The organism is Parvibaculum sp. MBR-TMA-1.3b-4.2 (assembly GCF_053628815.1).
Genome location: NZ_JBRJHC010000001.1, coordinates 330,527 through 356,671, shown reverse-complemented (window position 1 = coordinate 356,671; position 26,145 = coordinate 330,527). Strand labels below are relative to the sequence as shown.

Sequence of the window (26,145 nt, the reverse complement as noted above, 5' to 3'; positions counted from 1 at the left end):
CCATCGACCTACTGATTAAAAGACGGTTTCACGTGAAACAAATTCAATGGGTTACGCGCGTTTCTACCGACTTTCTCCCCCGCCAAAGCGGGGTTTTCGCGGCGGATAGAGCTGCTTACACCCCGCGGCGCTGCAGGCGCTGACCGCCCCCGACCATCTGTCGAGCACCAGCACATAGCCCTCGCCCTTCATCATTTCCACGCGGGCCATCCAAGCGCCCCCGGCGAGCGCGAGGGCTGCGAGGACGAGCGCGACATGGAGGGGTTTGAGCTGCATCTACAGAACCTCCGAGGCGGCGTCATTGGCGCGCTGTCGGGCATCGCGTTCATGGAAGGCGAATAGATGCCCGTAGGTGTCGAAGGTCATCTGGATGGTCGCATGGCCGACCTCGTATTTGATCTCTTGCGGCCCGGCCCCCCGCGCGATCCGGTCGCTGGCATAGAAATGGCGCAGATCGTGGAAGGTGTAATGCGGCCGCGGGCGGCCCCCGGGTTTCGCAGGCGGGTCCACGGCGCCGAGATCTTCCATCAGCACCTGCCAGCATCGGTTGATCGGCTCCATGATATCCAGCACCCCGCCCGCTTCGTTCGGAAAGAGCAACCGGCCCGGCCGCCACTGGCCGGGCATGTCATGCGCGGGCGCCGCCGCGCCCTTGTGGTCCGGCCGGGCGAGAAGCCATTCCTTGACGATGGCGACGAGCGGTTTGGAGAGCTGCAGGGTGCGATAGCCGGCGGCCGATTTCGGCGGGCATATCGTGCCGTAGCGGTCGGCGACCTGCCGCACCGTGACGCGCGCATGCGTCATGTCCAGATCGCGATCCATGAGCCCGCGCAGCTCTTCCGCGCGCAAGCCCGCCAGGGCCGCCATGGCGACCATGGCGCGCCGTCGGGTCCATGCGCGCCGGTCCATGTCGCGAGAGGCCTCGGCGGCCCGCTCCGCGGCTCTGAGGATGACTTTGCGCACAAGCTCATGGGAGGGAATGGCAGAGGGCGACAGCGGCGCCGCCTGCCGCCGCTGCTCGAGGATGCGGATGCTCGCGAAGGCGTCGTGGCTGACCATGCCCTGACGGCTCGCCCAGGCGAAGGCGCTGCGCAGGATCACCAGCACCTTTTTTGCCGTTGCCCGGCTGAGCCGCCGCACCAGCGCGTCGCGGACCGCGCCGGCGGCGTCCTTGTCGAGCGCCTGCGCGCGCAGCTCATGGAGGGGCCCGGCATCGATCGCGAGAGGCGTCACGTGGTTGTCGATCAGCCCGCGATAATAGGCCGCCGTCACGCGGCTGATCGGCGGCCGTCCTTCGCGCCCCGCTTCGCTCGCCTCGAGCCAGAGCAGGCAGATCTCCGAAACGCTCTCGGGGCGCTTTTCCGCCGGCAGCGTGCCGGTCAGGCGCTGGCGCTCCAGCCTCTCCTTCTTGCGGATCAGCGCGGCCTTGGTGGACGCCTGAACGCGCTTCCAGCTGCCGTCGGGCAGGCGGTAACGCCAGGCGTAATAGTTTCGGGTGCTGCCGTCCGGCAGCGTCTTTGAAATCTTCCGGATCTCGGCCACGGGGGGATGATTGGCGCAATCGGCCGAGTCGTCAATTCCCGGCCGTTCACAACCCCTGTCCGCCGCGCCTATGCTGCCGCGATGCACCGCCGCCACGACGACCCGCCCCCGCCGACCATCGGCCAGCTCGCCACCCGCGCGCCGCGCTGGGTTCATGCCTGGTGCGACGGCTGCGGCCATCATGGCGCGCTGCCCTTGATTCCCTTCCTTATTCGCTGGGGCCCGGCGGCGCCCTCCGACAGGCTCCGCGCCGCGCTCAGATGCCCGCGCTGCGGCCGCCGCGGCGGATCCATCACGCTGCCCTCGATGATGGGCAGCCAGGGCCCGGAGCCATTCCCCACGACCGACAGGACATGAAAAAAGCCCCGCGGCTTTCGCTGCGGGGCCTCCATTCGCCCAGGCAAATGTCCTTCGACTTTTAGCGATCACCATCATCCGGCATCGCCGGACGGCAGGCAACAAAAAAGCCCCGACGCCGAAGCGCCGGGGCAAGTTGGTCGACTGCGAGAAACGGCAGGGCTTGCCCGGCCTGCCCGCGGGAGAAGATTGCCGCCGTCAGTCCGCCTTGCTGAAGTCGAGATAGTAGCGCTCGCCCTCGCTGAACTTCCCGTGCAAGGCCGGGTTTGCAACCGTCAGCTCCAGATCGCCGGAAGGCGTAAACTTCGCATAGGTGTTGTCTTCATCGGATCCGTCTTCCGGATAAGCCTTATTCGGACCTACCGCTGTCATCCGCAGCACTTCGATATCCGGACCCGGCTTGCAGATCTCGCGGATCTCCATTTTTGCGCGCATCACGTTCATTTCTTTTCTCCTGTCCTGACTGGCCGCAGCATCACCCGGCGCGGCAACGGGATCTCATCGATCGGGGACAGGTTCCCTCAGATCGTCATAGCTGCGCTCACGGGGCCGCTGATCGGCCTCGCCCTTGGCGAAGACCACAAGGTCCCCGGACGCGATCTCGCGCTGTGCGCGAATATCCCAGCCCCGATGAATGAAATCCGGCGGCCCGAAGACCCGAAGGGCGGACATATATTCCTCGCCACGGAAGCCGACAAAATGGATGCAGCGCTTCACTTCGCCTTGCCCTTGATCTTCTCCCAGCTCCGCATGCCGCCGAGGCCGAGCAGAGAAGCGATCACGCTCATCAGCGCCTCTGTCGGCATGTCCGGCCCCGGCGCGCCTGTCCACCACTGAATGGTGGGATTGATGATGAAGGGATAGGCCAGGCTCACGGCGCAGACCCAGCCGATGGCCGGCCGCCAGCCTGCGACGAAGATGCTGCGATGCTGCGCCTCGATCTTGTTGATCTCGGCCTGCAGGATCTGCGGCTGCATCGCCATCTTCTTCAGCACGGCCTCGGCCTGCGCCTTCTCCTCGTCCGAGGTGAACAGCTTGTCGAACACATTGCCGATCGCCTCGATCGGCTGGGCGGCCGAGCCGCCGATAATGCTATCGAGAATCCCCATCACGGCAGTCCTTTCGTGTAGCGGCCATGGCTGTAGGTGAGAATTTCATGCCGGTTGCCCTCGGCTTTCGCGCCGACATGCACCCAGCCGCTGGTCGGCGTGTAGCCGTCCCAGCATTCGAGAATGACCTGGTCGAAATCGAGGTTCGCCGCGCACCAATGCGCCAGGTCGAAATTCGAGACGCCCGGCAGCTCAATATCGACGGCCTCGCCCAGTACATGCCGCGAATGCGTCGCCCCGCCGATGCCAGCATTGAGAAGCGGGCAGCGGTACCAGCTATTCGGCGAAAACGGGATGCCGTAATGGGCACGGACGGGTTCCAGCACATGCGCCGCGACATGCCGCAGCGCGGGCAGCACCTCGTCGGGCGGCGTGTTGTCTATGCCGTGGCGCGCCGCATACTGGCTGCGCATCGCCTCGGCGAGGGTGAAGTGCGGGGAAAGTTTCATGGGTTTCTCGCTTCCTAGCGCTGTTCGCGCCGATTGAGGTCGTTCCGCAGATCGGCAATGGCGACGGTCAGATCCTTGATCCGGTCGCCGAGCACCCGCTCGGCCTTTGCCAGATCTTCCTTGCTGGCATGGTGCCGTTCGCCGTCGAGCTGGGCGGAGGCGATTTCCTGCCGGATGGCATTCGTTTTCCTGTGCAGGGCGTCTATTGCGCCATTGGTGGCCTGCGTCGCCGCCGCGAGACGCGTTTCCAGCGCCTCATCCTGGTGGTGGATGGCCCGCCAGAGATCGTTGATCGATTTCATGATCCAGCCCGCGAAGCCAAGCCCGACAGCGACCAGCAGTCCCCACAGGGCATTGATGATCCATCTTTCGTCCACATCGGCCCCCGCTATCAGTATTCTTTTCTACGTCCCCGACTCGGGAGCGGGCGCGGAGAATTGCTCCGTCTCCGGATCGTAGGTCCATCCGGTGGCGGCATCTTCGCTGGCTATCGCCGCGAACCCGTCGCCGGGATCCCAGTCGCTCTCGCCGTCCCATTCGGCCACGTTCACGACCTCGTTCGTCTCTGTCCGGACAATCGCATAGCGTCCCATGGTCTCCTCCTATCCGATCACATGGACATGGCATTCGCCTCGCGCGCCGACATAGCTCGCCGCGCCGCCGCCCGCGGGGGCGATGCCTGCGGAAGCCGTCCCGCCATTCCCGCCGTGTTGCGAGGTTCCGCCGGCCGCCGCACTGCCGCCGCCGCCGCCGCCGCCATATAGGCTTTGACCGCCCGCGGCATCTGTCCCGGTGTTGGCGCTGCCGCCGCCCCCGCCGCCGCCATGCACGCCGCCGCCGCCGGCGCCGGCCGTCGCCGACGCAGCACCGCCCCCGCCGCCGCCGCCGCTGAATGCTCCTTCACCCCTGCCGCCGTCATTTATCGAAACGCCAGCCGCCCCGCCCAGAGCCAGCAGCGGACCCCCGCCGACGCCGCCTTCGCCGCTTGTTCCATTGGTCCCTGCGCTCATCTGGCCGCCGCCGCCGCCGCCGCCGCCCGATGTGGAATTTTCCCCGCCGCCGCCGCCATAGGCATTCAGATACGCCCCGAAACTCGTCGTGCCGCCAGCAGTCCCCGTTGCACCGCCAGCACCGATCGTCACCGAAACGCTGTCTGCGATCGCCGATGCTCGGAAGACGGCGCGATTATATCCACCACCGCCGCCGCCGCCGCCGCTGCCGCCACCCGCGCCGCCGCCGCCGCCGCCCCATATCTCGACTTGCACTAGGGCGTTTTCGGAGAGGCCTGCCGGCTTGGTCCATGTGCCGGAAGAGGTGAAAGCCTGGTAGTCCGCCTGAAAATTCGCCACCTGCTGTTGCCCCAGCATCCGCACCGCGCTGCTGGCTGCGATATAGGTGAGCATATACATGGACCCGCTCTTGACTTCCCCGCCAACGAGCCCGTTCCCGCCGGAATCGAGCCAGTCGACTTCGGCTTCGCCCCCGATCTTCAGCGTCATCGCATCGTCATTGTCGGCGGCCGCTGTGATAATGAAATTCATCCCGTCTTTCAGCCCGTCGGTCAGCGCCGGCACGATGTCGGCCGTCACATCGTTCGCGGTGCCGGCGACATTGGACAGGGTAATGACGGACCGATCCCACAGGCCGGTCAGCTCTTCCTGCGTCTCGTCCATGAAGACGTCGCCCTCGATGGTGCCGGGCGTCGTGCTGTTCGGTATCTTGCGATCGAGAGCCATTCTTGAAGGGTTCCTTGTTACGCCAAATCTCGCGGCAGGCCGGGCGCCTCGTCCACCAGCGTCAGCTTGGCGACCAGATCGGCACCGGGCTCGATATCCATCACCAGGAAGCGTTTGAAGGTGCTCGACAGGGATCCCGCGACCACCAGATTGCCCTTGTCGATCAGCGGATAGTCCACGCTGCCGCCGGGCTGGGAAATCGATACCGCTTCGTCGGTCACGGGCGTTTCCAGCGTCACGGTGTCGCTTTCTCCCGTCGCATTGCTGAGTGCATGCGTGGTATTGCTGCCGTCGCTGCGGCGGATGGAAATAGCCGTCTGGATACCCAGAACATGCATATCCGCGACAGCATGCATGTCGGTCACGTCATGCAGGCCGGCTTCGTTGACGATCCGGATTTCGCTGTCGAGCACCAGCCCGGAAATCTTGTCGTCGCTGTCCAGAACGACCGATTGGATGCGCGCCGCGCCCGACCGCCGCGATAGCGTGTCGTGCTGCACGCCGACGAGATCGCCCTTGCGGCAGACGAGATATTCCGCCGGCGCCCTCAGATTGTAGAAGGCAGCGCGGGCCTCGGCCTGCGCAAGATCGAAAGCGCCGCGAAGACGGGCCAGATCCTCCTCGACGATCCCGTCATAGCGGATCTGCTCCAGGCGCCCGCCGGGGCCGCCGGTATAGCCCTCCGCATAGACGATGAACTCGGTGTCCTCGTAATCGGCTTCCTTGTCTCGGATGGTGACGCGAAAGCCGTCTGGCAGCCGCGCGAAGGCGCGTGTCCAGCTGAAGTCGGTCGCGTTGCGCGCCGAAAAGATCTGAACGGGCGTGTCCCCGGTCTTGTCGTCGTCAAGCGCCACGCCCCAGGTTTCCGACTGGATCGGGGCGGCGAAGCCGCAAGAGGCCAGCGTCGGCAAAAGCGTTGTCTGTATCCGCTCGCCTTGCGCGATCAGGTCGCATTTGTATCCCTGGGCGGCGCACCAGGCCCGCCAGTCGACGAACGCGGCCTGGTCGCGCAGATCCACTGGCAAAGGGTCCAGGTTCTCCCGTCCCCATAGAATGTCGACATAATGCGGCGCCGGGTTGCTCGTCGTCGTCCAGTCGTTCCAGCCGCTGCCGTCCCAATCCCTCACATAGCCGCTTGCCAGCGCACTCAGCTTGTTGATGCTCTGGTTTTTCACCCGTAGGGCGATAAGGGCGAGGCCGCGTGTGGCGATGGGATGCTCGTTCCAGATGCTGATAACGCGCTGCACCGTCACCCGGCGGCCCTTGTCCTGTTCGTCGGCGGGCCGATATGTGGCGCCGTCCAGCCAATAGCCGAAAGGTGAGCGGACGTTTCCGTTCGTCTGATAGGAAGAGACGGCGAAATTCGTGTCGTTGACGGCGGCGCCGGCAAGAAGCTGGATCTCGTAGCGCCCCTTGGGGAAGCTCGCCTCATCCAGATAGACGGTTGCGCCGTCCGCGGCGATTTCGAAATTCTGCACGCCGCTCGAACCGACATTGGCCTGGTTGAGCCAGTCGTCTCCGCTGCCCGCATCGAACCAGTCGTCCGCCGTCCAGCCGGGAAAGGCCGGCGTGATCGTTTGCGCCGGGACGTTCTTGTAGGCCCTGACGACGCCGCGATCCTTCGGCGGAACAGCTGCCGGCGAAGGTTCCGCCGTCCAGCGGAACTTCAGGGAGGCGATATACCGTCCAGGTTTCTTGCCGGCCACATGAAATTCCGGCCCGTTCACCCAGCTCGTTTCCCCCTTCAGGCGGAACCGGAACCTGAGCGGCACAAACACGATCGATGTCGGATCGGAGGTGTCGTAGAGACCTTCGAGAAAGGACAGATGGACATTGATCTCGTCCGGCGTGTCCCGGCTTACCACCGTGTGCCAGCTGGGCAGGTCGCTGGCCGGCGTATTTTGATGAGCCAGTTTGTCGCCATCCGAGTCGCCGGCATCGACCCTTATATTCGAAAGCTCAATATTGGGCGTCAGCGTGCGGCCCTGGCGCGTCACCAGGGTCAGAGGGGCATCCGACTGCCACCCTTCTCGCGTTTCGTACTCCACATTGTCGGCATCGGCGATCGGCGCGCCGTCGATTCTGATGTCGGCTAGATCATGAGGTCCCGCCAGGCAAAAGACGGCCTCGACATACTCATCTTCGCCGACGACCTCGACCAGCGGTTCGCAGGCGAAAGGCGGATAAACAAGATGCGTTCCGATCACGCGCGGGACGGAAGCGCCTGCTTCCATGAGATTGCCGCCGATCGCCGCATCCTGCCTTGTGCCGCTGGCTTGGCCGTCCGCCTGCGGAATACCGCCGCCAAGGCTGGGCGGCGCGGTCAAGGCAGCGATAGCCAGCGCGCCGGCGATTCCCACGGCGCCCGCGAGCACGGCCGCGCTGGTGCTGCCGGCCGCGAACAGGCCGCCGGATGTCGCGAGCCATCCGGACGCGATGCCGTTCGTGACGATCGCAAGCGCGATGGCGGCCACAAGTGCGAAGATCTGTTTGAACTTGCTTCCACCACCCCCGCCGCCGCGGGGCGCCATATGCAGCGTGACCGAAATCGGGCAAGCTGCGCTTGTCGGCTTTGGCCGCACATGGGCCCACATGGCGCGCGGAACCGGTTCCCCGTTCACCATGACTACGCCCTGCGAAAGAAACTGCGGCGGCAGGTCGGGCACGCTTTCCACGATCTCCCGAACGGTCTGTCCGGGCTGGCGCAGGTCGCGATAGACCCCGCTCCCGCCGAACGGGCGCGCATAGGCGACCGGTAGCAGGCCGGCAGGATCCCTTGTCATGATGTCAGGCGAGCAAGGCGTCATGGCGAACGAAATGCAGAATGCGGTGACGGAAGGATGGATGATCGATCGGCGCCACCTGAACCCCGGCGCCTTCATCGATGTGGATGAGCCGGCGACTGCCGATCATCAGGCCGACATGCATCCCCGCTTGCCTGTCGACGGCGCGAATGGCCGCGCCCCGAAACGAAACGCCGTCGAAGGCGGCCGGATCCTCGACCCTGTTCCAGGGCGGAAGAAGCGAGTCCCGGGTGACGTGCCGCGCGACGGCCCCGAGGTCGCGCGCCGAAACGTCGCCATAGTCCGGCAGCTCAATCCCCAGCTCTTCCCGATAGATCAGCCTGACGAGCCCCCAGCAATCGACGCCTTTCCAGTCCCGGCCGCCGTCGCGAAAACGCAGCGTCATATACTTGGCGGCCCAGTGCGTCCCTCTCATCTGAACAGCCCCGGTAGCCGGTTCTGGGTCGCGCGGGTGCCGGGCCAGATCTCCTGAATGTAGTCCCAGCCCTTCAAGGTGCCAGACAGCTCGAAAACGTCGCCCGTCACATCGGTCAGGAAGAGCTTGTCCGCCGTATAGTCCGGCGCCGGATCGCCGCTCTCAAGCGGAACGCGCGGATCCGTCGTCTGATCGAAAGCCGAGGCGGCGATCAGGTCGACGCGCACCCTCATCGGGCCGTTCAGCGCCAGCACGGTATGGCCGATGCGCTCGTCGACATTCTGCAGCGTCAGCTTGCCCCGGGGCGGGCTTTCCTTGTCGCTGACGAGCTGCAGATCGAACTGGAACCCCTGATAGGTTTCGCCGTTCCAGATATAATCGACGGCATCCGCCACCACCCTCAGCGGCGCTTCCAGATCCTTGTGCGACAGCTCGAGGAAGACCAGGATCGCTTCGTCGGTTTCCGGCTGCTCGAGTTCGTGCCGCAGCCCTTCCGAGATGTCCCGCGCCATCAGGGCAACACCCTGAGAGAGAGCGTCACCTGGTACCAGTCGCCGGTTATTTTCTGCGTCCGGTAGAGGTCCTTGGTGAACTTGAAGCTCTTTTCGAGACCGTCTTCCGGATGCGTCATGGTCCAGCTCAGCGTGCCGCTTTTCACGCTGTCCGTGAACCAGCTCTTGAAGGCGACGAGCTGCGCCCGCGTCATGCCATAGGTGACGGTCCCCTCTTCGCCGGCGGCGGTCCCGCGCCGCCTGTCGATCGAGGGACCGATCTCGGGCTCGAAGCGCACCGCATTGTCCTGCGGTTTGCCCGACCAGTTGTTGACGATCGACAGACAGTCGAAATCGGCCGGAAAGCTCATCTCAACACCTTTGTCGGCAACGCGCCGAAGCGGCCCTGATTGGCCTTGTCGAAGCCGCCCTGGGCATAGTTGCGGCGCGTCGCATCGATCACGACATTCACCAGATCCTGCCCGTTGGGCCCTTTGCCGCGCTCTTCCCGGATCTGCGTGTTCGGCGCATTGTTGATGATGTTCACCTGCGTCCCAGCCGCCGGTCGGCTCATGGCCGCCGCGTTAAGCATCTGCACCGGGATACGCCGACCGTCGGGCAGCGGCACCGCGGCTTCAGGACCCGCTTCGCCGAAAATGGCCGGCCCGCGGGAGACGCCGCCGCTCGCATAGCGCGGAAGCTGCATCGGACCGGAAGGGGTCATCACGCCGCCATCCGCGAAGGCCATCGGCCCGAACGTATAGCCGGCGGTCGATGCGGCCGCGCCAGCGCCGCCGCCGCCGCCGAACAGGCTCCCCACCAGGCCGCCCAACCCGGTCCCCTGGGCGCCGAATAGCGACCGGACGAGCGGTTCCATCACCCGCAGCTGCACCACCATCTCGGCGAACCGCAGCGCGGCTTGCGATGCCGCGTCGCCCAGATTGTTGAAGCCTCGAACGCCGGCGACGCCGATGCGCGTCACGCTGTCCCGCGCCTCATCCGCGAGCTGGATTTGTTTCTGGATGACCCGCGCTTCGTCCTCGGCTGCCTCCGCGGCGGCGCCGTAGGCATCGACCGAACTGCGGATCCGGTTTGCCAGTTCCTCTGTAAGCGGGATTCCGGCTTTGCGGACTTCGTTCAGAAGTTCTTCCCGGAACCGAAGCGTATCGGCGGCCGCCTGGGTTTTCCCCATCGCCTGGGTCTCGAGCTGCAGCGCGCGGATCTTGTCTTCAGTGCCCGCCAGCGCGTCTTCCACTCCCTGTTCGGCCTTCGCCTGGGCATAGGCCGCCGCCAGGCCGTTGACTTCCTTGATAAGCGCCGGCGTAACTTTCAAGCCCTGCCGCCGGGCGGCATCGAGGAGGTTGGAAGCCTTCGCCGCCGCCTCCTGCGCATAGGTGCTGCGGTCCTGCGCTTCCGTCTGGGCGATCAGCGCGGCGGTCTGCTTCTTGATGTTGGCGACAGCGGTGTCGTACGGCTTGGACTTCTGGGTCGTCGACGGCTCCGTTTTCGGCGCGGCGCCGCGATCGGTTCGCGCCCTGGGGCGCCGCCGGCCGCCGGTGCCCGCTTCCATATCCGCCAGATGCGCTTCCAGCAGCGCGATCTCGGCTGCCATTTCCTCGCCCCGGCCATAGGCGAGATGCCCGCGCGCCGCCATGCCGGCCCGGCCGGTCGAATGCGACAGCGCGCGTTGGGATGCCAGCTTGGCCTTCAGATAGGCAAGCTCGGCTTTGGCGTTGTCGAGCAGGGCTTCGCGCTCGTCGAGCAGCGCATCGACGCGCTTCCCGGTCGCGTTTTTCAGCTGTTCGTCGATGTCCTTGACCTTCTTCGCGACCGCCAGATAGGCGTTGCTCGCATCGCGCAGGCCGTAGATCTCGTTGCCGTAGAGGACGAGCGCGGCCGCCGCCGCCGAGGACACCACCACCAGGGCGCCGAGGGGGTTGGCCGCCACCGCCGCCGTCAACACGCCGACGGCCGTCGTCGCCAGGCGCGCCGCCGCGGCGATGCCGGCGGGCGCCAGCGCGGCCGCGGCGATGCCCGCCGCTTTCGCAAGATCGTCCAGATGGTCCGCCAGCATGTCGATGCCGCCGGCCAGCACGCCCAGGCTCCCGTTCTCCGACAGACCGCCGACGAACTGGGTGAAGCGGGTTTCGAGGTTCTGCAGCGCTTGCCCGACCGTCACCTGCGTCCTGGCGAACTGCGCCTCCACTTTCGGTCCCAGCTGCTCCAGCGCCTGGACGATCTTTTCGGTTGTGATCTTTCCTTCCGCGCCCAGTTGCTTGAGCCCGCCAAGCGTCGTTCCCATCACATTCGCGATTTCCTGCGCGATGACGGGCGCGTTTTCCCGCACCGATCTCAGCTCGTCGCCCTGCAGATAGCCGGAAGCGATCGCCTGGGTAAGCTGCAGAATGCCGGCGGCCTGTTCGCTGGCGGCCGCGCCGCCCACCACGAAGGCCTTATTGATCGTGCCGGTGATTTTCAGAAGCTCTTCTTCCGACTTGCCGAGCGACTGCGTCGATCGCTCGAGTCGGGCGAAGGTGGTCGTCGTTTCGTCGAAAGCGCCCCTTGTGTCGACGGCAAGATCGGCAAGCTGCTTCAGCCGTGTGGCGCGTTCCTCCAGCGGCGTGCCGGCTGCCGAGATCTTGTTGCCGGCCGTCGTCCAGGCGTCGCCATATCGGATGATTTCACGGGTGGAAAGCGCCGCCGCCACGCCCGACAGCGCGGGAACGAGATTGCGGCCGATATTCTGGAAGCCGCGCTGGAAACGCCGCTCCATGGCTTTCTGGCGGCGCTCGATCTGGCGAGCCTTCTTGTCCCATGTGCCGGCGGCACGGGCAAGCTGGCGCTCCCACTCCCGAATACGGGCCTCGAGCTGGATGGCGAATGTTTCTTCGTCTGTTGCCATGCGCTTGTCCGGCCGCTCAGAGAAGGCGGCTCACCATGTCTTCATATTCTTCGGGTGTCGGCGGCTCGATTTTTTCGTCGCCGCCCTGGGCGCGGTTCCAGCCGTCGACCTGGACCGCGAGTTCCCAGAGGCTCAGCTCGTCGACCTGCCGCGCGCTCAGTCCGAAGACGGCGCCGGCGCCGTAGAAGACGGCGAAGGCGAAGCGTCCGTCCCGTGCGCTTCCTTCTCGGCCCCCGCCGTCTCCGTTTTTCCCCCGGGCATTTCCTCGTCGGCGGGCCCGTAGAGCGCGGCGCCCAGCACCGCCATGGCATGGGGCACATTCTCCGGCAGCGGCCGCTCGGCGAAGTCGTCGACATACTGGATGACGAGCTTCAGCGCTTTTTCTGCCTGCAATCCGCCGCCGATCAGACCCAGTCGCAGGGTCTCGCGGATGTCGTCGATCCGCCAGAAACCGCTGCGGAGGCGCTGCAGGATCTCAAAAGGTCCTGCATCGCATTTTTCCTGCAGCTCGCGCAGCTCCTTGATCCGCAGACGGAACAGATATTCGTTGTCGCCCCAGATCAGGGAGATGCTGGCGTCCCGGCTCATGCGGCGGCGTCCGTCCAGGTCACCGGCCCGTCGCTGGCGAGCGTCGCTTCGAAGGTGGTGAAGTCGCCATCCTCGCCCGTGATCTTGAAGCCGGAACAGACCATGGTGCCGGCAAAATAGCCGCCATTGCTCGCCAGCGGCAGATCCAGCGCCGCGCGGCAGTTCTTCGAAACGCCGCCCATGAAGAAGCCGCGCCAGGTTTCCAGCGCTTCCGTCTTGAGCAGGCCCGAGCAGGTCATGCCGAGCGACAGGGATTTGACGATGCGGGCCTTCCACATCGGCAGGGTCGGATCGTCGCAATCGGGATCGTCCGCCTCGCTCATTTCGGCCGAGAAGTCGATTTCCTTGCTGTTCACCGCGCAGGGCTGCGAGAAGGTTTCCGGGCTCGCCCCGTCGCCGATCTGGAGCAACAGCTTGTTGCCGTTCACACTTGTTCCGGTAGCCATTTTTCTCTCCTGGATTGCCGCGTCAGGCGGCGTCGCCACTCTCTTCGGTCAGCACGCGCCATGTGGCTCTGACGCGCCGCGAAATGCCGTCCGGATCGCGCAGGTAAATCGCATCCCGGAATTTCAGAACGCCAAGCTTGTGACCGTTAACCGTGAGGGCCGCTTCGGTGACAAGGCCTTTCATGGCCTGCAGGATCCGGCCGATCCGAACATTGCCGTGCGCTTCCTGGTCCCAGATATCCATCTCGAACCAGATCTCCGTGCCCTCATGGCATTCGAAACTATCGTCGATTTCCTGATGCGCGCCGAAGCTCACATAAGGGAACGCGGCATCCGCCGGCACACGGTCGTAGATCCGCGCCGGATCCCCGATCAGCGCCGTTACATCCGCCGAGTCGCCCGCCGCGGCGATGACGGCCGCCTGCAGCGCCAGCGCCGGACTGTCTATTTCCGCCATGCTCGCCTCGCAGCCACCTTGATCGAATTTCGGATGCGCTTTGCAATTCGCTTCCGCATCAAGCGCCAGCTGCTGAAAAAGAAGGGGTGGGCGCTGGCATTTCGGGTGCCGAACTCGATGAAGCGGACATAGAAGGTTTTTCGCCCGCCCGCCGTCACGCGAACGGCGATCTTGCCGTTTACCGGCTTCACCTGGATCGAGTCATAAGCGTCGCCGCTGTCTCGCGGCACATGGCGCCGCTGCATCGCAGCGAGTTCCCGGCCGGACCCCATTAGCTGGCCACGCACATAGGCCGCTTCGGGCGCCTTCTGTAGCGCTTTGATCTTCCGCTTGATGCGGCTGCGCTGACGCGCCACCGATATGTTCGATGCCATCGCTCAGCCCGCCGCGATTCCGCTTTCGCAGAGCAGATCGATTTCCGTGGGCCTGTCGTCGGGCCAGAGCACGTCTCGAATGTTCCACACCGTTTCGCGATCGAGATGCCTTAGCCGCCAGGTCGGATCGATGAGCTTCGCCTGCGTGTCCCTGTCTATGGTCACGATCGCGCGGCCGTTCCCGGCGAGACGCGCCTGCATGACCTCTTCTCCTCCCTTGAGCGGATGCAGCCAGCCCAGGCGGCGGAACTGCTCCTCCCAGTCGCCCTTCGTGTTGCCGTAGCCGTCCGCCGCTTCGCTTCGCTTGTCGAAAGCGAGACGGGCCGTCTTCTTCCCGGCGGGCGTGCCGGTCATTCGTTCTCGACTCCTTCGCCGTCGGTCGTTTCCGACACTGTGCCTTCGCCATCATCGACCGAAACCGTGGGGGCGCTGGCTGAATTTCGCACCACCTCTGTAGCCTTTCCGGCCGCGATTGCCTGTTCACCGCAGACGCGGCGCACCGTCATCGTCATGCCTTTCTTGTAGGCCACGGTGGCCGCCGGCCGTTCCGGGGGCCGGAAGTCGTAATCGTCGAGGAACTGCACCAGCATATCGGTCTCTTCCACCTGATCGTTGCTCATGGTCTCTCCCTAGCGGATCCGGTCGCGCTGCAGCGCGAGGCGCCCGCGGGCGACGGTTGCCACGCCCGCGATATTGTCGGTGAGCTGCAGCTCGAAATAGTAGTCGCCCGGCGACAGATCCTTTGTGTCGGCAGCGGCCAGCTCAACGACAAGCCGCCCCCCCTTCTCATTGGCAATATGGATCCCCTCGGGCAGGCTTTTCGAGACGACGGGTTGACGGCGGAACCGGGAAAGCTGGAAGCGCATCCCCTCCCACCGCGAAAGATCGATCGCGGTTCCGTCCTGGTCTGCGAGGTCGAAAACCAGCCAGGCGCTGTCCCCGCGGATGAACTGCAACACCTGGTCGCCCAGCTCCGCGGGCGGCGTCCCGGCGCGCTGGAATGTGCCGGAAAGCGAGATGACCGCGCTTCCCGCCGGGGTCGCGGCAACCGCCTCGCTGACCGCATTCGGGATCGTCATTTCCCCCGAAAGATCGATCGCGACCTTGACCGATCCGACCGATACCGCGCTTGGCACCACGCTCGCGCCCTCGCCCGAGACCCCTGCCGCTGCCGATCCGCTGCCGATCAGCTCGCTGTCGAAACCTTGTCCGATTGCATCCATCGGTCTGCCCTGCGGGATGTGTTGGTTTTCGGCTTCAGGCGCCGCCGTCCGTGATCGTCCAGCTGCTCATTAGAATGAGGTTCCCGATGGTGAAGGTCGTCGTCTTCATCTCGATGTCGCCGCCGCCGTCTTCTTCCGTCACGTCGCCATCCATGAGCGGGGTCACGCCATCCGCCTTGAAAAGCCGGTAGTGAGTGCAAACGCCGTCTGCATCCGCGCTTGGGTCTTCCGTCACGGCATTGGGGGTAATAACGCCGCCGCTGGAGGCCGGCGCGAACGGATCTCCGCAGGTGAGCGTTGCGAGAAGGTCGCCCGTGATCGGGTCCGCCAGGCTTGCAGGCCGAGCGCCGGAATAGAAGTTGAGCAGCGCGCCGCCGCCGATGGCGGCAACAAGCGCGTCATTGCGGGCATTGCGCGCCGCCACGGATAACTTCAGGGCCATGGTTATCTCCAATTTTCGGTGAACAGATGGAATGGCTTCCGTAGACACCCGGCGGGTTAGGCCGCTTTCTGCAGGCCGAAGCTTTTCAGGACGCCATTGCAGTAATCGGCGTCCCCGAACCGGCTCCCGAACCGGAGCGTAGTGAGAGCCGGGATTGTGTAGCTCCCGGCATCGCCGGCGCCTGCAACGCCACTCGCAGCCAGCGCCCAGGCTTCGTTTTTCGCCGTCAATGTGACCGTCTTTTCGCCGGTCGTCGTGAAAGCGCCGGTTTCGATGACAAGCTCGTTGGTCGCACCGTTCCGCAGATACATCTTCACCGTGTTCGCGGAGCTGATCTCCGCCCAGATGCTGTCGTCTGCACCATCGCCTAGCGCGAAAAGGCAGCGCGGCGCATTGTCGGAGAGGCGCGAAAGCGTGAAGGTCACATCGATCTTGAACCCGTCCGAAAGACTGTATTTTGCCGCAAGCGCTGCAAAATCGGGGTCGGTGATCGTGGTTTTTTCCCGCGTCGCAGGCTCGAACGGAGGCGCAAAATCGAGTTCGTAGAGGCCCGCCCCCCAGGCATAAACGCTTTTGCCGCTGCGATCCGCGTCGGCTTCGAAATAGAACTTGTTGCCTGTATTTCCGGCAGGGAGTGTCACCAGGCCCTGCAGCTCATACCAGCCCTCTTTCAGCTCCCTGTATCCGAAGTTGGTCGGGCTGCCCTGATTGACGGAAACGCTCGAGATTTCGGCCGCGTCCCAGTATATGTCCACATCGAGCATCGTGCTTGGGGGCGAGCGAAGTTGAAAATGCGATCTCTCGGAATTGTTGTTCCTCACGCAAAGCAGCGAGGCGTTGTCCGCTCCATCCGCGAAACCACCAGGGAGCTGCTGCGCAACATTCCCGTTCGTAGTGCCGTCGTGCGTGAGAAGATCGGCGGTCAAGCTACCGTCGGGCGCCAGGATGGCGTTTGGCGTCGTTATATGCGTGTTCGCCCAGTCGCCGCTTGTGAAGTCGGAGGGCGACAGAATTGTGTTCTGATACCCCGCAAAGATCGACAGGCCGTCGCCCGGCCATTGGGGCGGCCGATTGGCGGGAATGGACCGAAATTCATCGGCGGCGGTCAGCAGGTACTTCTCGCTGTTGGATGAAACCTGCAAGGCCGCCGCGCTGCGCACCAGGGCGCCATCACGCCAGAAGCAGGGGCCTTCCGCCTTGTCGAATTTCAGCCTCAGGATGTCATCTGCATCGACCCAGCTCGGCCGCCCGCCATTGGCGGCCCCGATGCCCCAGGCAAACACGCCGATCGGTTGGCCGGCGGTGATATCCGCATTTTCAAGCTCGAGATCTCCGCCGCCCCAAAGGGCGCTCACGTCTCCATCCATAACAGGCGTGACCCCGTCCGACTTGAAGACCCTGAAATGCGTTGCCGTGCCGCTATCGTCGGCGCTTGTATCACCGACGATAGCGTTGACGGTCAGTTGCAGGTCGGAGGCAGCCGCGGCGAATGGTGCGCCAAGGACAAGCTCCGCCAGCTGCGTGCCGGTGATCGGGTCCGCAACGCTGCCAGGTCTTGTGCCGTCATAGAGGCGCAGAATGCCCGAGTCTCCGATTTGTGCTGTCAGCACGTCCAGGCGGGCATGGCTCAATACGTCGGTAATCCTAAGGCTCATGCAAACGCTCGTCTCTTTTCAAGCCAGTTCACCGCCCAAGGGCGCGGCTGCCCGTGGAAGCACACAACGCGCGCCGTCGCCGGGATCCCGCGTCTGCGCACATCCTTTTTGTAGCTCACCACCTGGCCGGGTACTTCGCTTTGCCACCGCTTTGCCCGGCGAAGCCAGAAAGCCTCCATAAAGCTCTGGTCCCCGCCCCTGGCATGATCCGCCATGAAGCCGCCCGGATCGGCCGCGAAGGACCGCCAGAGAGGCGCGCGCTCGCATGCCGGCAAATGCATCATCCCGCTGCCCAGCCCGTCCTTGCGGTAGAAATCCTGCAGCAGGATCAGACCTCGCCTGGAGGCGATCCGTTGCAGCGAACCGGTAATGATCGTGTCGAGGTCGAAATAGAGCAGGTCGCCCTCTATATCCGGCCGCATCAGCTCGATCTTGGCCCACCATCCAGGCCAGTCGGTAATGAGCGGGATCCGCTCACACGGGACCTCCGTGTCGCTCAGGCAGACGAACCGTGCGCCGGGCAAATGCTTTTCAACACCCTCTTTCAGTCTCGCTACGTGCTCGGGCGTATATTCCCCGCCGGCCCGCAGCACGCATGCCACCGTCTTTCGTCTCAACGGAAGATCCTTAGGCTTCGCATCAGCGCTTCCGCCCCGTGGTCGATTTCATGGATGGTGTCGGACGATCCAGCCTCGCGATTGCGATACCAGTGACCGACGAGCAGCTTGATCGCCTGAACGGCCCTTTCCGGCAGGAGCAGGTCGAAATCGTCGCCGCTTTCCAGCGTATCCGGCAAATCGTACCCGGCCTCGAAGCCGATGCGCACCGCGCCATGGTCGCGGCCGAGAGTGGGCCGGGTCCATAAATGCGAGAGCCAAACCTTTGCGCCCGTCGTCTCCCGCTCCCAATCCCATTCCGCCGCATCCACCGATTGCTCGGCACCCTCCTCATCGATGTAGCTGAGCGTCAACACATTGCGCACCGGCGCCGCCGGCAGCGAGATCGGCTCACAGGGCCATCCGTCAAGGCGGAACTCGAAAGTCGCAGGCGCAAGGATCCGTGTTGTCCGCGCCTCGACAAGCTCGACAGCGGCCACGAGATAACCCCGCAGAAGCGCATCGAAATCGTCATGCACGATATTCAGATGCGCCTTGATCGTGTCCAGCGACACGGGCGGCGCTTCCGCGGGCGCGACGAGCCTCAGCATGAAAGAGCCTCTTCCAGCGGCATGAAGGGATAGGCCTGCAACGCGCTGTCGGGCGTGGCGTTGATGACTTCGATGCCGGCCGCCTCGAGCACGGGCGCGCCTCCATCGATGGCGCGGCGCCAACGGTCGACATTTCCCTTCGTCGGATTGTTCAGGCCCCTTGGATGGGCGCCGTGCCAATGCAGGCCGTTCTTCATCGTCATGTCATAGCCCACCAGCACGATGCGCCGCGCGCCGAACTGCGCTGCGAGATTGATCGCATGAAACCCGGAATTGCCGCCCCATCCGATAACGCCCGGCTCATCCAGCAGCATCTCGTCGGTCTTCCGGACGCAGGTCACCTGCCCGATTTCCGGAAAGAGCTTCACGGCGACTGGATCCTGCGACAGCTTGAGCCCGGCAAAATCCGGCACACCGCCGCGATGTTTCCACCAGGCCGCGTCGCAGGCATACAGAACGTCCGCGCCCGGACAGAGCCGCCAGCTTTCGTTTATAGCAATGATCCGGGGGCGCCCTCGCTCGCACCGCTCTCCGAGCTCGCGGAGGCCGGCGGTTCTTGCGGCGCCAGGCCCGGCTGCGATGCAGACGACGATTGGCCGTCCCCATCGGGGCCACCAGTCGGGCCCGCCTCGGAAGGGTTTGCGGTTGCCCCCGCCTCCTTCTTCCCCGCGCATTTGTGGTTTTCGAGACCCTTTTGGGTTTTCAGCACCTTGCCGCATTTCGCGCATTTCAGACCTCCGGACTTGTTGCCCGGTGCCTGCTTGTTCTTGTTGGAGGGCGTCGGCCCTTCCTTCCGGTCCTCACCTTCGCGCGCGAGAACGATGGCAAGTCCGGTACGGCGCAGATGGGCCGCGCGGCTCTTGTCCACGAGCAGCACGTCATGTCGACGCACCAGGTTATCTGGACTCCGGCCCTCGCCGGATTTGCCGACGAAACCCTTGATAGCTTTCATGCGGATCATGATGATCTCCCAAAGGGAGGCGGGCCGCTCAGGCGACCCGCCGCCGTCTCATTGAACCCGAAGGCTTTAGAAACTGCCTTCGACGAAGGCTTCCTCGCGGTAGACCGCGAGAGCCAGCCGCTCTTCCGCGCGGATGGTCAGCATGTTCTTGATGAAGTTGTCGCGATCCTCGGTGGACAGCTCCACCGACGCTTCCTCGCAGTCGAAGATCTGCGCGGCCATGCCGAAGGCGCCCGTGAGGAAATCGCCGGACGTCATGGCGTTGGTCTCCACGACGGGCTTGCCCCACATATTCGGCGTCGCCATGCCCTGCGGGTTGGCGAAGATGTAGCCGCCGGTCGAGTCCTTCGTCAGCTCGATTTCCGCCCAATCGATCGGATTGAGCAGGATCCCGTCCGCCGGATACTCGGCGACGCGCACCTGCAGCATGGCCAGGCGCAACGTATCGATCTTGGTCGGTCCGGAGATCCCGACCAGGTCGTTATAGGCAGTGGCCTGCGGAATGATGCCGAGAATGTTTTCGCTCGACCCGTCGCCCAGAAGCAGCTGCAGCTCTTCCTTGTAGCGAAGGCCGTAAAGCATGCGGCCGTCGATATGGCTGCGCAGCTGAGGCGCATCGTGCATCACCTGCTTGGAGGTCTGGATCCAGTGGGCGATAGTCTTCGCGTTGGAGGTTGCCGCGTCGAAGGTGATCGTCGATTCCGGCTTCTGAGCGCCTTCCGAGGTCGGCGCGGCATTGTTGGTGAAGCCGCTCTCCTTCACATACTCGACCACACCGGTTGCGGTGGTGCCGGGCATCAGGAGGTCGCGCACAGTCATCTGCCGTTCGGGCGGCGTGATGATGCCGGGCCGGCGTTCGGGCACGATCAAATCGCCGGCGGATCCGTCAGCGGTGGTGATCGCCTTCACCTCCATCCGCATCTTGCCGCCCTTCGCCTTCTGGAAGGCTTCGAACTGCTCGGACTTGGTGACCGAGCGGCCCCAGCTCTCCGCCTTCTCGCCTTCGCCCTGGCCGCCGCGCCGCGCGAGCTTCTGTTCGGCCTCGGCAATGCGAGCCTCGAGATCCGCCGACTTCGTCAGCGATTCGTCGATTTTTTCCTTCAGCTCGGTCTGGAAGTCGCCATGGGCGTCCAGGGTCTTCTTCACCTGGCCGTGGAAGTCCTGCAGCTTCTCGTTGTTTTCCTTGAGGGTCTTCTGCAGGGTCTCGAGGAGCTTAGCGGTCTCATCGCCGCCCTTGCCGCCTTCGCCGCCGTCCTTCTGGCCCCACTGACGGGCCACGGCGGGCTTGCTCACGAACGCATTCATGATCTTGCCTTTCCAAATGTTGATCGGGTTTCAGTCGAGCTTGGGCAGCTCGAACTTCCGCGCTTCGGCTTCCATCTCCTTGAGGAGGGTTTCCATCGCGCTGTTGCCGGAAGGTTCGCCAGCGGCCTCCCGCCGCAGGAACTCGCTGAAACCGTGGTTGGCAATCGTCACGGTCTGCGATTTTGAGAAGCCTGCCTCCCGCAGGATCTTCTCAAATTCTCTTTTGGTCGGCAGCGCGCCATGGGCGAGTTTGAATTTCACCGCCTCGATGCGCGCCTCGTCATTGGCCGGGAAGGTGACAGGGCTGATTTCCTCGAGATCGAGCTGCATCAGCGTGCGGATGCCTGTCTTCTCGTCGCGGCTTGACTCGCGCACCCAGTAGCCGATGGACAGCCCGGTCACGACACCGGCCTGCATCAGGTGATAGGCTTCCGTTGCTCGCGCCACCTTGTCGACGAGCAATTGCCCCTTCACCAGCAGGCCGTAATCGTCTTCCTTTACCTCGGTGTAGAAGCCGATGGGCTCGCGCGAATTGTGCTGCCAGAGCATCGGCAGGGGGCGCTTCTTCGCTGCGCGTTCTTTGAGGCTTTCCGTGAAGGCCCCCTTGGCGACGATCTCTTGGTAGCTGTCCAACACGTCGAAAACGCTTCCGTAACCCTCGAAAGTGCCGTCTTCTTTCAGGCTCTTAACCTCGAAATCGACCTCACGCACCTTGAGGTCGCGATGGCCGTGCTTCCGGCCGCGTTCCGCAATCGTCTTCATGTTCCGCTTCCTTCCACTTCGCCGCTGCGCAGCCAGTCGCGCACAAGATTGAGCGCCTTTTGCGCATCCGTCTGGTTTCCGCCCAGCCCATCGAGCGGCACCATGTTGCTCTGGACCGTGAGGAGATCTCCGCCCGGCTTCTTCGGCTGATTTTCCTTTTCGCGAAGCTCGTTCCGCGTATAGATGCCGTTCTGCGCGAAGGAGCTGTAGAGCGCCGCGCGCCCGGCGCTGTCCGCCTGCAGAAGCCCGTCGACGTTGAAATCCGCATACATCTTCCGGCGCTGCTCCGGATAGAGAAGCCGCTTCTGGATGGCGCCCTTGGTCCGCCGCAGATAGGGCCGCAGCGACAGCGTCAGGAACGCGATCATGATCTGCTCGATGCCGCTGCCCCACATGGTTTGACCGTCGGGAGAATGTCCCACCAGGATCGGCGGCACCCGGAACCACCTGCACACTTCCTCGACGGAGAAGCCCCGCGTCTCCAGCATTTGCGCATCGTCCGGGGGCATGCTGATCGGTTTGAAGTCGAGCCCGGCTTCCAGCAGCAACAGGGCGCCGCTCTCGCGGGTTCCCTGGAACCGGCCGAGCATCGTGCGAACCTGCTCGCGCTGTTCCGCCGTCAGCACGCGCTCAGTGGTCAGGAAGCCCGATTGCCACATGCCGTTCTTGAAGATCGTGCTCGTCGCTTCGTCCGCGCCCATGGCCGCGCCGATGGTGTGCCGCGCATAGGAAATCGGCGACAGGCCGAAATCCCGATCGATCCCGAATCCCTTGATATGGAAGACCTTCTCTTCCGGCAGGATTTCCACCTTGCCCCGGTCGTTGAAGGTGAACTCAAGATTGCCGTCGCTGTTGCGGCGCTGGCTTGTCAGGTCGGGCCGCATGTATTCGAGTGATACGATCCGACGTCCGCTCCCCTCCTTCATGCTGTAGGCATTGCCCCAGAGGCAAAGCCCTGCCGTCATCGCTTCCCAATATTCGACCGCGGTCTGATCGGCGTTCGGGCTCTCGCTCAGCAGCTCGTAGAGCGGTTCGTCCACCAGCGCGGTCCGCCCGCCATCCGCTTCCTTGCGGTAGAGGCCGATCGGCAGCGTCGCGACGGTCTCCGCGATCAGCCGAATGCATGCCCAGGCGGCCGCCACGGTCAGCGCCGATTGCGCCGTCACCGCCTTGCCGGAATAGCTGGCGCCGATCAGCGGCCAGCCGGTTGGATCCTTCAGCGACAACCTGCGCCGAATGCCGTCGAAAAAGCTCATCCGATCATCACCGGGTCGCTGAGGAAGTCGTCAAGGGGCGGCTCTTCATCGGGTTGCTCTCCGATAGCGATATGAAGCGCCGTGCAAAGCGCATAAATGCCGTCGATCTTGTCGCCGGATTTTTCCTTGTCCGGCTTGATGTTGCCGGCGGGATCGTCCTGATAGGCGGCATTGGCTGCGTTCCAGCGAAGGACGGGATGATTGCCGTGCTCCAGCTCGTCGGTCTGCTGAACGAGGCTTTCGAGCATTTTCGCCGGCGCATTCATGGACGCGAAACCCTGGCCGACCTTCACGATATTCAGGCCGTCCTGCGTCATCTGGTTCATGATCTGCCAAGCGCCCCAGCGGTCGAACCCGATGAACGGGACCTGGAAGAGATCGAACTGCGCATAGGCGAGCGCCTTCACATACTCGTAATCGATCACCCCGCCCGGCGTGGTCTGCAACGCGCCGCTTTTCACCCAGAGGTCGTAGGGAACGCGGTCATTGTGCACCCGCCGCTCGACGGCTTCTTCCGGCACCCAGAACCAGGGAAGAACCACCCATCTTTTCCATGTGTCGTCGGGCGGGAAGAGCAGCACCAGCGCGGTCAGGTCGCTGATCGCGGAAAGATCGAAGCCGGCATAACACCGCCGGCCGCTCATAAGCGCCGGCAGCTCTTTCCAGTAGTCCGGATCCTTCGGCCGTTCCGTGCACTTGTCCCATTTGTGCATCGGGAACCAGCGGGTTTCTTGTTCCGTCCACTGATTGAGGTGATAGCGGCGAAAGTGGTTTTCCTTGCGCGGGTTTTCCTTCGCGCTCTGAAATTCCTCTCTCAGATAATCCCATTTGGGGCTGATGCCGATATTCGGATTGACCCGCTTCCAGAGTTCTTCATCCGTCCAGTCGTCTTCCGGCGCGGCGGCGTAGATGATTGCCAGCGTCTGCGGCGCCTGGATGATGCCGTCCCGGATCTTTTCGCTCTCCTGGAACAGCTCCCAGCCATAGCCGAAGCCCTTCTTCCCGGCCGTGCTGATGATGACCTCTATCGGCTGCGCCCGCGCGCCCATGGATTGGTGGACGAAGGTGTAAAGTTCGTCGTCCTTCCATTCATGCGCCTCGTCGCCGATCAGGCCGCTGGCGGAAAACCCGTGTTTGCCTTGCGGCTTGCTCGAAAGCGGCCTGAACGTCGCCTTGAGCTTCTGGCACCATATCGAGGTCTTGAAGGGGTCGAAGTCGCCGGATAGTTCGTCCGACAATTCGATCATCGTGATCGCCTTGTTGAAGACGATCTTGGCCTGCTCCTTGTCCGTCGCGATCGAATAGACCTGCCCGCCATACTCCCCGTCGACCAGCAGGATCAGCAGTGCCAGCCCGGCGCAAAATTCCGTCTTGCCGTTCTTGCGGGGGATCCAGAGCAGAAGACGCCGGAAGAGCCGGGTCCCGTCCTCCCTCTTCCACCCGAAGAGCATTCGAACGATGGCGGCCTGCCATTTCGAAAGCCGGAACGGCCGCCCCGCCCATTCCGCTTCGGTATGGACGATGTAGAGCGGAAAAAATTCTACCGCCTGCTCCGCCGCCTTCTCGTCGTACCAGGTCCCCGGATGGGCGGCGGCGCGCTTCCATTCCTTTTCGACCCAGAAAAGCGTCTTGTCCTTGCGGGCCTCCTTGACCCAGTCTGGCCGGGCGCGGCTTTTTCGCACCTTCCGGACCTTCGCTGCCTGGGCAGCCATTCACGGCCTAGTGAAAATAATCGACCGGACTCCGCTTGCCGCCCGCGGTGGATGCCGGTTGTTCGGTGCCCTCGCCTGCAGCGCCTCCCTTTTCCTCGTCCCGTCTGGTCGGCTTGAGAGGAAGCGGAAGCTGGCTCGCCATACGCTGTTTCAGCTGTTGCCGGCTGGCGGGCGTCAGACCGAACTGCGTTTCCAGGTCGATCAGCTGTTTCGACAGACGCGCCTCGGCCGCGAAGGCCGGGTGCAGTCGCTTCATGGTGCCGTGCTTCGACTCGGTCTCGTAATATTCCTCATCCAGCGTTTCCAGGACGCGCCACGCCTTGAGCCAGCGGGAGAAGGTGGCGCAGTAGCGCCCCAGGGCGTTCCCGTCCACCGTCGTGAGAAAGCGGAGCGCCTGCAGCTCCGGCGCGATCGAATACCAGACCTTGCGCGCATCTTCCTGCTTGAGCCACTCGGGCGGCTCGATCACATCGGATACGCGCTCGATGACGGGCTGGTATTCGTCCTGCACGGCCTCGGACTTTGCATCCGAAGCGATTTTCCGCTTGCCGGGATTGCCCTGCGCCTTCTTCACGGCATCTGGTTTCGGCGGTCGGCCCATGGGCCTCTCCAAAAAAATATTCCGCATCCGGAGCGCTTTCCCGCGACTGCCGTTTTGCGACGAACAAAAAAAGTTTCAGGATTTCGCGGCCCTACACAGAAGCCTCCCCACGCCGGTCCCTGGGCTGGGGGCCTGACCTTTTGACCCACCCCCACCCCTTGGGGGTCCGGCCCGGCCTGCCGCTAGGGGTAGGTGGCCTACCGGCCACGGTTGGAGGGGTGCATCGGGTCGATGTACTCGCCTCGCTCATTCACCTCTGTCGAATAGCCCAGCCGCTCGATCTGCTGGATGATGCTGTCATGGCAGTGCTTGCAGGCGCTTTCATGGTTCGCCGGGTCGATGAAGAGCTGCCAGTCCCCGCGATGGGGAATGCGGTGGTTTACCACCGTTGCCGCGACCGTCTCGCCCCTGGCAAGGTGCCGCTCGCAAAGCGGTTGCTTGGCGAGCTGCGCTTCGCGCGCCTGTTGCCACGCCTTGCGCTTGTAGAAGTTGCGCCAAGGGTTGGCCTCGCGTCGCCGCGCATCGTGCCGACGGTCCCGCTCCCGCTTCGCCGTCGGTTTCCCCGCCGCCCGCTTGGCCCTGGGGATATAGAATGGTGGATTGACTGCCATGAAAGGAAACGCCCGGCGCGGCGCAGGGCCGTCCGGGCGTGATTCGTGCTATGGGGAAAAACGCTAGTCCGATTGTTCACTCGCGTCAACCGTCCTTCCTCGAGGCCGCGTCCGCCGCCGCCTTGTCGAGCCAGAGCTGCAGCGCGCCGTTGATCCCCTGATAGCGCTTCGCCTTGCCGTACCAGTGCCCGGCCAGCGCATCGAGCCCGGATTGTAGCAGATGGCCCACCTTGTTGCGCGTCACCCGCGAATGCGCGCCCTGCCGGCGATACGCCTCATTGTCTTCGAAATCTTGTGCCACGGCCGATACGGTTTCATCCAGCCCGGCGATCCGGATGACGACGATCCCGGCCTCCACGCCCATCCCGCTCGCCACGATGGCCGCGCGCACATAGTCCAGCCCCTCGCTGTATCCGTTCATGGGCGTCCATCCGAAGGCCTGGGGCCCGGAGCCGTCCACCCGCTCCCGCGTGAAATCGATCGCCTTCATCCCGCCGCCGCTTTCCTGAACGATCCGCCTCACCTCGCCACCGGCCTTGAACTGCGCATTGTTGAGCGTGCCGCGCATGAAGAGGTTGGCCAGCACGCTGCCCCGCAGATAGTCGGCCCGCCGCTTGTCGACGGCCTTTCGCGCCTTCCGGCCTTCGCGCCCGGCAGTGTTGATCGCAAGAGGGTCTCCCTGAGCCTGCACTGCTGCACGCTTCGGCACTACTCGACCCGTCTGATCGGTCCGCAGCTCG

At 64.2% G+C, this 26,145-nt stretch carries 35 protein-coding genes; 1 reads left to right on the top strand and 34 read right to left on the bottom strand.

Translation table 11 applies throughout. The annotated features are described in order from the left end of the window. Positions 1-63: 63 nt before the first annotated feature. Together ACSSVQ_RS02000 and ACSSVQ_RS01995 are read right to left on the bottom strand one after the other, a co-directional pair. On the bottom strand, positions 64-276 hold the full coding sequence (locus ACSSVQ_RS02000; RefSeq protein WP_454180625.1) for a hypothetical protein: 213 nt from the start codon (positions 274-276) through the stop codon (positions 64-66). Beyond that, positions 277-1,542 (bottom strand): tyrosine-type recombinase/integrase, encoded by a 1,266-nt coding sequence (locus tag ACSSVQ_RS01995; RefSeq protein WP_454180624.1) that lies wholly within the window; start codon positions 1,540-1,542, stop codon positions 277-279. Positions 1,543-1,623: 81 nt separating this feature from the next. Here ACSSVQ_RS01995 and ACSSVQ_RS01990 point away from each other — a divergent pair, with 81 nt between their 5' ends. Beyond that, on the top strand, positions 1,624-1,899 hold the full coding sequence (locus ACSSVQ_RS01990) for a hypothetical protein (RefSeq protein ID WP_454180623.1): 276 nt from the start codon (positions 1,624-1,626) through the stop codon (positions 1,897-1,899). A gap of 198 nt (positions 1,900-2,097) precedes the next feature. On the opposite strand, the gene ACSSVQ_RS01985 is transcribed toward ACSSVQ_RS01990, so the two are convergent. The 32 genes from ACSSVQ_RS01985 to ACSSVQ_RS01830 all read right to left on the bottom strand — a co-directional run bounded on the left by ACSSVQ_RS01985 (position 2,098) and on the right by ACSSVQ_RS01830 (position 26,114). Beyond that, positions 2,098-2,343: a hypothetical protein gene (locus ACSSVQ_RS01985; protein ID WP_454180622.1), complete on the bottom strand. Its 246-nt coding sequence runs from the start codon at positions 2,341-2,343 to the stop codon at positions 2,098-2,100. A gap of 54 nt (positions 2,344-2,397) precedes the next feature. Further along, positions 2,398-2,571 (bottom strand): hypothetical protein, encoded by a 174-nt coding sequence (locus ACSSVQ_RS01980; protein WP_454180621.1) that lies wholly within the window; start codon positions 2,569-2,571, stop codon positions 2,398-2,400. A 41-nt stretch (positions 2,572-2,612) separates the two neighbouring features. Continuing rightward, entirely contained in the window at positions 2,613-3,008 is a 396-nt protein-coding gene (locus ACSSVQ_RS01975; protein WP_454180620.1) for a 3TM-type holin, read from the bottom strand. Then, entirely contained in the window at positions 3,008-3,457 is a 450-nt protein-coding gene (locus ACSSVQ_RS01970) for a D-Ala-D-Ala carboxypeptidase family metallohydrolase (protein WP_454180619.1), read from the bottom strand. Before ACSSVQ_RS01970 ends, ACSSVQ_RS01975 begins: the two co-directional genes overlap by 1 nt. Before the next feature lie 14 nt (positions 3,458-3,471). Next, a complete protein-coding gene (locus ACSSVQ_RS01965; RefSeq protein ID WP_454180618.1) occupies positions 3,472-3,834 on the bottom strand; it encodes a hypothetical protein in 363 nt (120 codons plus the stop codon). Between the two features lie 27 nt (positions 3,835-3,861). Continuing rightward, a complete protein-coding gene (locus ACSSVQ_RS01960) occupies positions 3,862-4,050 on the bottom strand; it encodes a hypothetical protein (RefSeq protein WP_454180617.1) in 189 nt (62 codons plus the stop codon). Positions 4,051-4,059: 9 nt separating this feature from the next. Continuing rightward, positions 4,060-5,193 (bottom strand): hypothetical protein, encoded by a 1,134-nt coding sequence (locus tag ACSSVQ_RS01955; RefSeq protein WP_454180616.1) that lies wholly within the window; start codon positions 5,191-5,193, stop codon positions 4,060-4,062. Between the two features lie 17 nt (positions 5,194-5,210). Beyond that, positions 5,211-7,976 carry a phage tail protein gene (locus ACSSVQ_RS01950; protein WP_454180615.1) on the bottom strand — a complete coding sequence of 922 codons (2,766 nt, stop codon included), beginning with the start codon at positions 7,974-7,976 and terminating at the stop codon, positions 5,211-5,213. Positions 7,977-7,980: 4 nt separating this feature from the next. Continuing rightward, positions 7,981-8,412: a C40 family peptidase gene (locus ACSSVQ_RS01945; protein ID WP_454180614.1), complete on the bottom strand. Its 432-nt coding sequence runs from the start codon at positions 8,410-8,412 to the stop codon at positions 7,981-7,983. Continuing rightward, the gene (locus ACSSVQ_RS01940; protein WP_454180613.1) at positions 8,409-8,924 is read right to left on the bottom strand and encodes a DUF1833 family protein; all 516 of its coding nucleotides are present in this window, start codon (positions 8,922-8,924) and stop codon (positions 8,409-8,411) included. Before ACSSVQ_RS01940 ends, ACSSVQ_RS01945 begins: the two co-directional genes overlap by 4 nt. Then, entirely contained in the window at positions 8,924-9,274 is a 351-nt protein-coding gene (locus ACSSVQ_RS01935; protein WP_454180612.1) for a hypothetical protein, read from the bottom strand. The genes ACSSVQ_RS01940 and ACSSVQ_RS01935 overlap by 1 nt, the downstream gene beginning before the upstream one ends. Continuing rightward, positions 9,271-11,805 carry a tape measure protein gene (locus ACSSVQ_RS01930; RefSeq protein ID WP_454180611.1) on the bottom strand — a complete coding sequence of 845 codons (2,535 nt, stop codon included), beginning with the start codon at positions 11,803-11,805 and terminating at the stop codon, positions 9,271-9,273. The genes ACSSVQ_RS01935 and ACSSVQ_RS01930 overlap by 4 nt, the downstream gene beginning before the upstream one ends. Before the next feature lie 156 nt (positions 11,806-11,961). Beyond that, positions 11,962-12,393, bottom strand: coding sequence for a gene transfer agent family protein (locus tag ACSSVQ_RS01925; protein WP_454180610.1), 432 nt, complete (start codon positions 12,391-12,393; stop codon positions 11,962-11,964). Continuing rightward, a complete protein-coding gene (locus tag ACSSVQ_RS01920) occupies positions 12,390-12,839 on the bottom strand; it encodes a phage tail tube protein (protein WP_454180609.1) in 450 nt (149 codons plus the stop codon). The genes ACSSVQ_RS01925 and ACSSVQ_RS01920 overlap by 4 nt, the downstream gene beginning before the upstream one ends. A 22-nt stretch (positions 12,840-12,861) precedes the next feature. Continuing rightward, positions 12,862-13,296: a DUF3168 domain-containing protein gene (locus ACSSVQ_RS01915; protein ID WP_454180608.1), complete on the bottom strand. Its 435-nt coding sequence runs from the start codon at positions 13,294-13,296 to the stop codon at positions 12,862-12,864. Then, positions 13,284-13,670 carry an HK97-gp10 family putative phage morphogenesis protein gene (locus ACSSVQ_RS01910; RefSeq protein WP_454180607.1) on the bottom strand — a complete coding sequence of 129 codons (387 nt, stop codon included), beginning with the start codon at positions 13,668-13,670 and terminating at the stop codon, positions 13,284-13,286. The genes ACSSVQ_RS01915 and ACSSVQ_RS01910 overlap by 13 nt, the downstream gene beginning before the upstream one ends. Positions 13,671-13,673: 3 nt before the next feature. Further along, on the bottom strand, positions 13,674-14,024 hold the full coding sequence (locus ACSSVQ_RS01905) for a phage head completion protein (RefSeq protein WP_454180606.1): 351 nt from the start codon (positions 14,022-14,024) through the stop codon (positions 13,674-13,676). Further along, complete coding sequence (locus ACSSVQ_RS01900) at positions 14,021-14,290, bottom strand: hypothetical protein (RefSeq protein WP_454180605.1); 270 nt, start codon at positions 14,288-14,290, stop codon at positions 14,021-14,023. Before ACSSVQ_RS01900 ends, ACSSVQ_RS01905 begins: the two co-directional genes overlap by 4 nt. Before the next feature lie 9 nt (positions 14,291-14,299). After that, on the bottom strand, positions 14,300-14,893 hold the full coding sequence (locus ACSSVQ_RS01895) for a hypothetical protein (protein ID WP_454180604.1): 594 nt from the start codon (positions 14,891-14,893) through the stop codon (positions 14,300-14,302). A gap of 34 nt (positions 14,894-14,927) precedes the next feature. After that, a complete protein-coding gene (locus tag ACSSVQ_RS01890; protein WP_454180603.1) occupies positions 14,928-15,335 on the bottom strand; it encodes a hypothetical protein in 408 nt (135 codons plus the stop codon). A 56-nt stretch (positions 15,336-15,391) separates the two neighbouring features. Next, a complete protein-coding gene (locus ACSSVQ_RS01885; protein ID WP_454180602.1) occupies positions 15,392-16,990 on the bottom strand; it encodes a phage head spike fiber domain-containing protein in 1,599 nt (532 codons plus the stop codon). Next, complete coding sequence (locus ACSSVQ_RS01880; RefSeq protein WP_454180601.1) at positions 16,987-17,607, bottom strand: hypothetical protein; 621 nt, start codon at positions 17,605-17,607, stop codon at positions 16,987-16,989. Before ACSSVQ_RS01880 ends, ACSSVQ_RS01885 begins: the two co-directional genes overlap by 4 nt. After that, a complete protein-coding gene (locus ACSSVQ_RS01875) occupies positions 17,604-18,197 on the bottom strand; it encodes a head-tail connector protein (RefSeq protein WP_454180600.1) in 594 nt (197 codons plus the stop codon). The genes ACSSVQ_RS01880 and ACSSVQ_RS01875 overlap by 4 nt, the downstream gene beginning before the upstream one ends. Next, positions 18,191-18,610, bottom strand: a complete 420-nt coding sequence (locus ACSSVQ_RS01870; protein WP_454180599.1) for a hypothetical protein — start codon at positions 18,608-18,610, stop codon at positions 18,191-18,193. The genes ACSSVQ_RS01875 and ACSSVQ_RS01870 overlap by 7 nt, the downstream gene beginning before the upstream one ends. Before the next feature lie 77 nt (positions 18,611-18,687). Next, positions 18,688-19,158: a hypothetical protein gene (locus ACSSVQ_RS01865; RefSeq protein WP_454180598.1), complete on the bottom strand. Its 471-nt coding sequence runs from the start codon at positions 19,156-19,158 to the stop codon at positions 18,688-18,690. 66 nt (positions 19,159-19,224) lie between these two features. Beyond that, positions 19,225-20,463 (bottom strand): phage major capsid protein, encoded by a 1,239-nt coding sequence (locus tag ACSSVQ_RS01860; protein WP_454180597.1) that lies wholly within the window; start codon positions 20,461-20,463, stop codon positions 19,225-19,227. 30 nt (positions 20,464-20,493) lie between these two features. Continuing rightward, positions 20,494-21,225, bottom strand: a complete 732-nt coding sequence (locus ACSSVQ_RS01855; protein WP_454180596.1) for an HK97 family phage prohead protease — start codon at positions 21,223-21,225, stop codon at positions 20,494-20,496. Beyond that, the gene (locus ACSSVQ_RS01850) at positions 21,222-22,481 is read right to left on the bottom strand and encodes a phage portal protein (RefSeq protein ID WP_454180595.1); all 1,260 of its coding nucleotides are present in this window, start codon (positions 22,479-22,481) and stop codon (positions 21,222-21,224) included. Before ACSSVQ_RS01850 ends, ACSSVQ_RS01855 begins: the two co-directional genes overlap by 4 nt. Then, positions 22,478-24,193, bottom strand: coding sequence for a terminase large subunit (locus ACSSVQ_RS01845; protein ID WP_454180594.1), 1,716 nt, complete (start codon positions 24,191-24,193; stop codon positions 22,478-22,480). Before ACSSVQ_RS01845 ends, ACSSVQ_RS01850 begins: the two co-directional genes overlap by 4 nt. Positions 24,194-24,200: 7 nt before the next feature. After that, positions 24,201-24,794, bottom strand: coding sequence for a phage terminase small subunit P27 family (locus tag ACSSVQ_RS01840; protein ID WP_454180593.1), 594 nt, complete (start codon positions 24,792-24,794; stop codon positions 24,201-24,203). A 197-nt stretch (positions 24,795-24,991) separates the two neighbouring features. Continuing rightward, on the bottom strand, positions 24,992-25,405 hold the full coding sequence (locus tag ACSSVQ_RS01835) for an HNH endonuclease (RefSeq protein ID WP_454180592.1): 414 nt from the start codon (positions 25,403-25,405) through the stop codon (positions 24,992-24,994). Between the two features lie 85 nt (positions 25,406-25,490). Continuing rightward, a complete protein-coding gene (locus ACSSVQ_RS01830; RefSeq protein WP_454180591.1) occupies positions 25,491-26,114 on the bottom strand; it encodes a hypothetical protein in 624 nt (207 codons plus the stop codon). Positions 26,115-26,145: the final 31 nt, after the last annotated feature.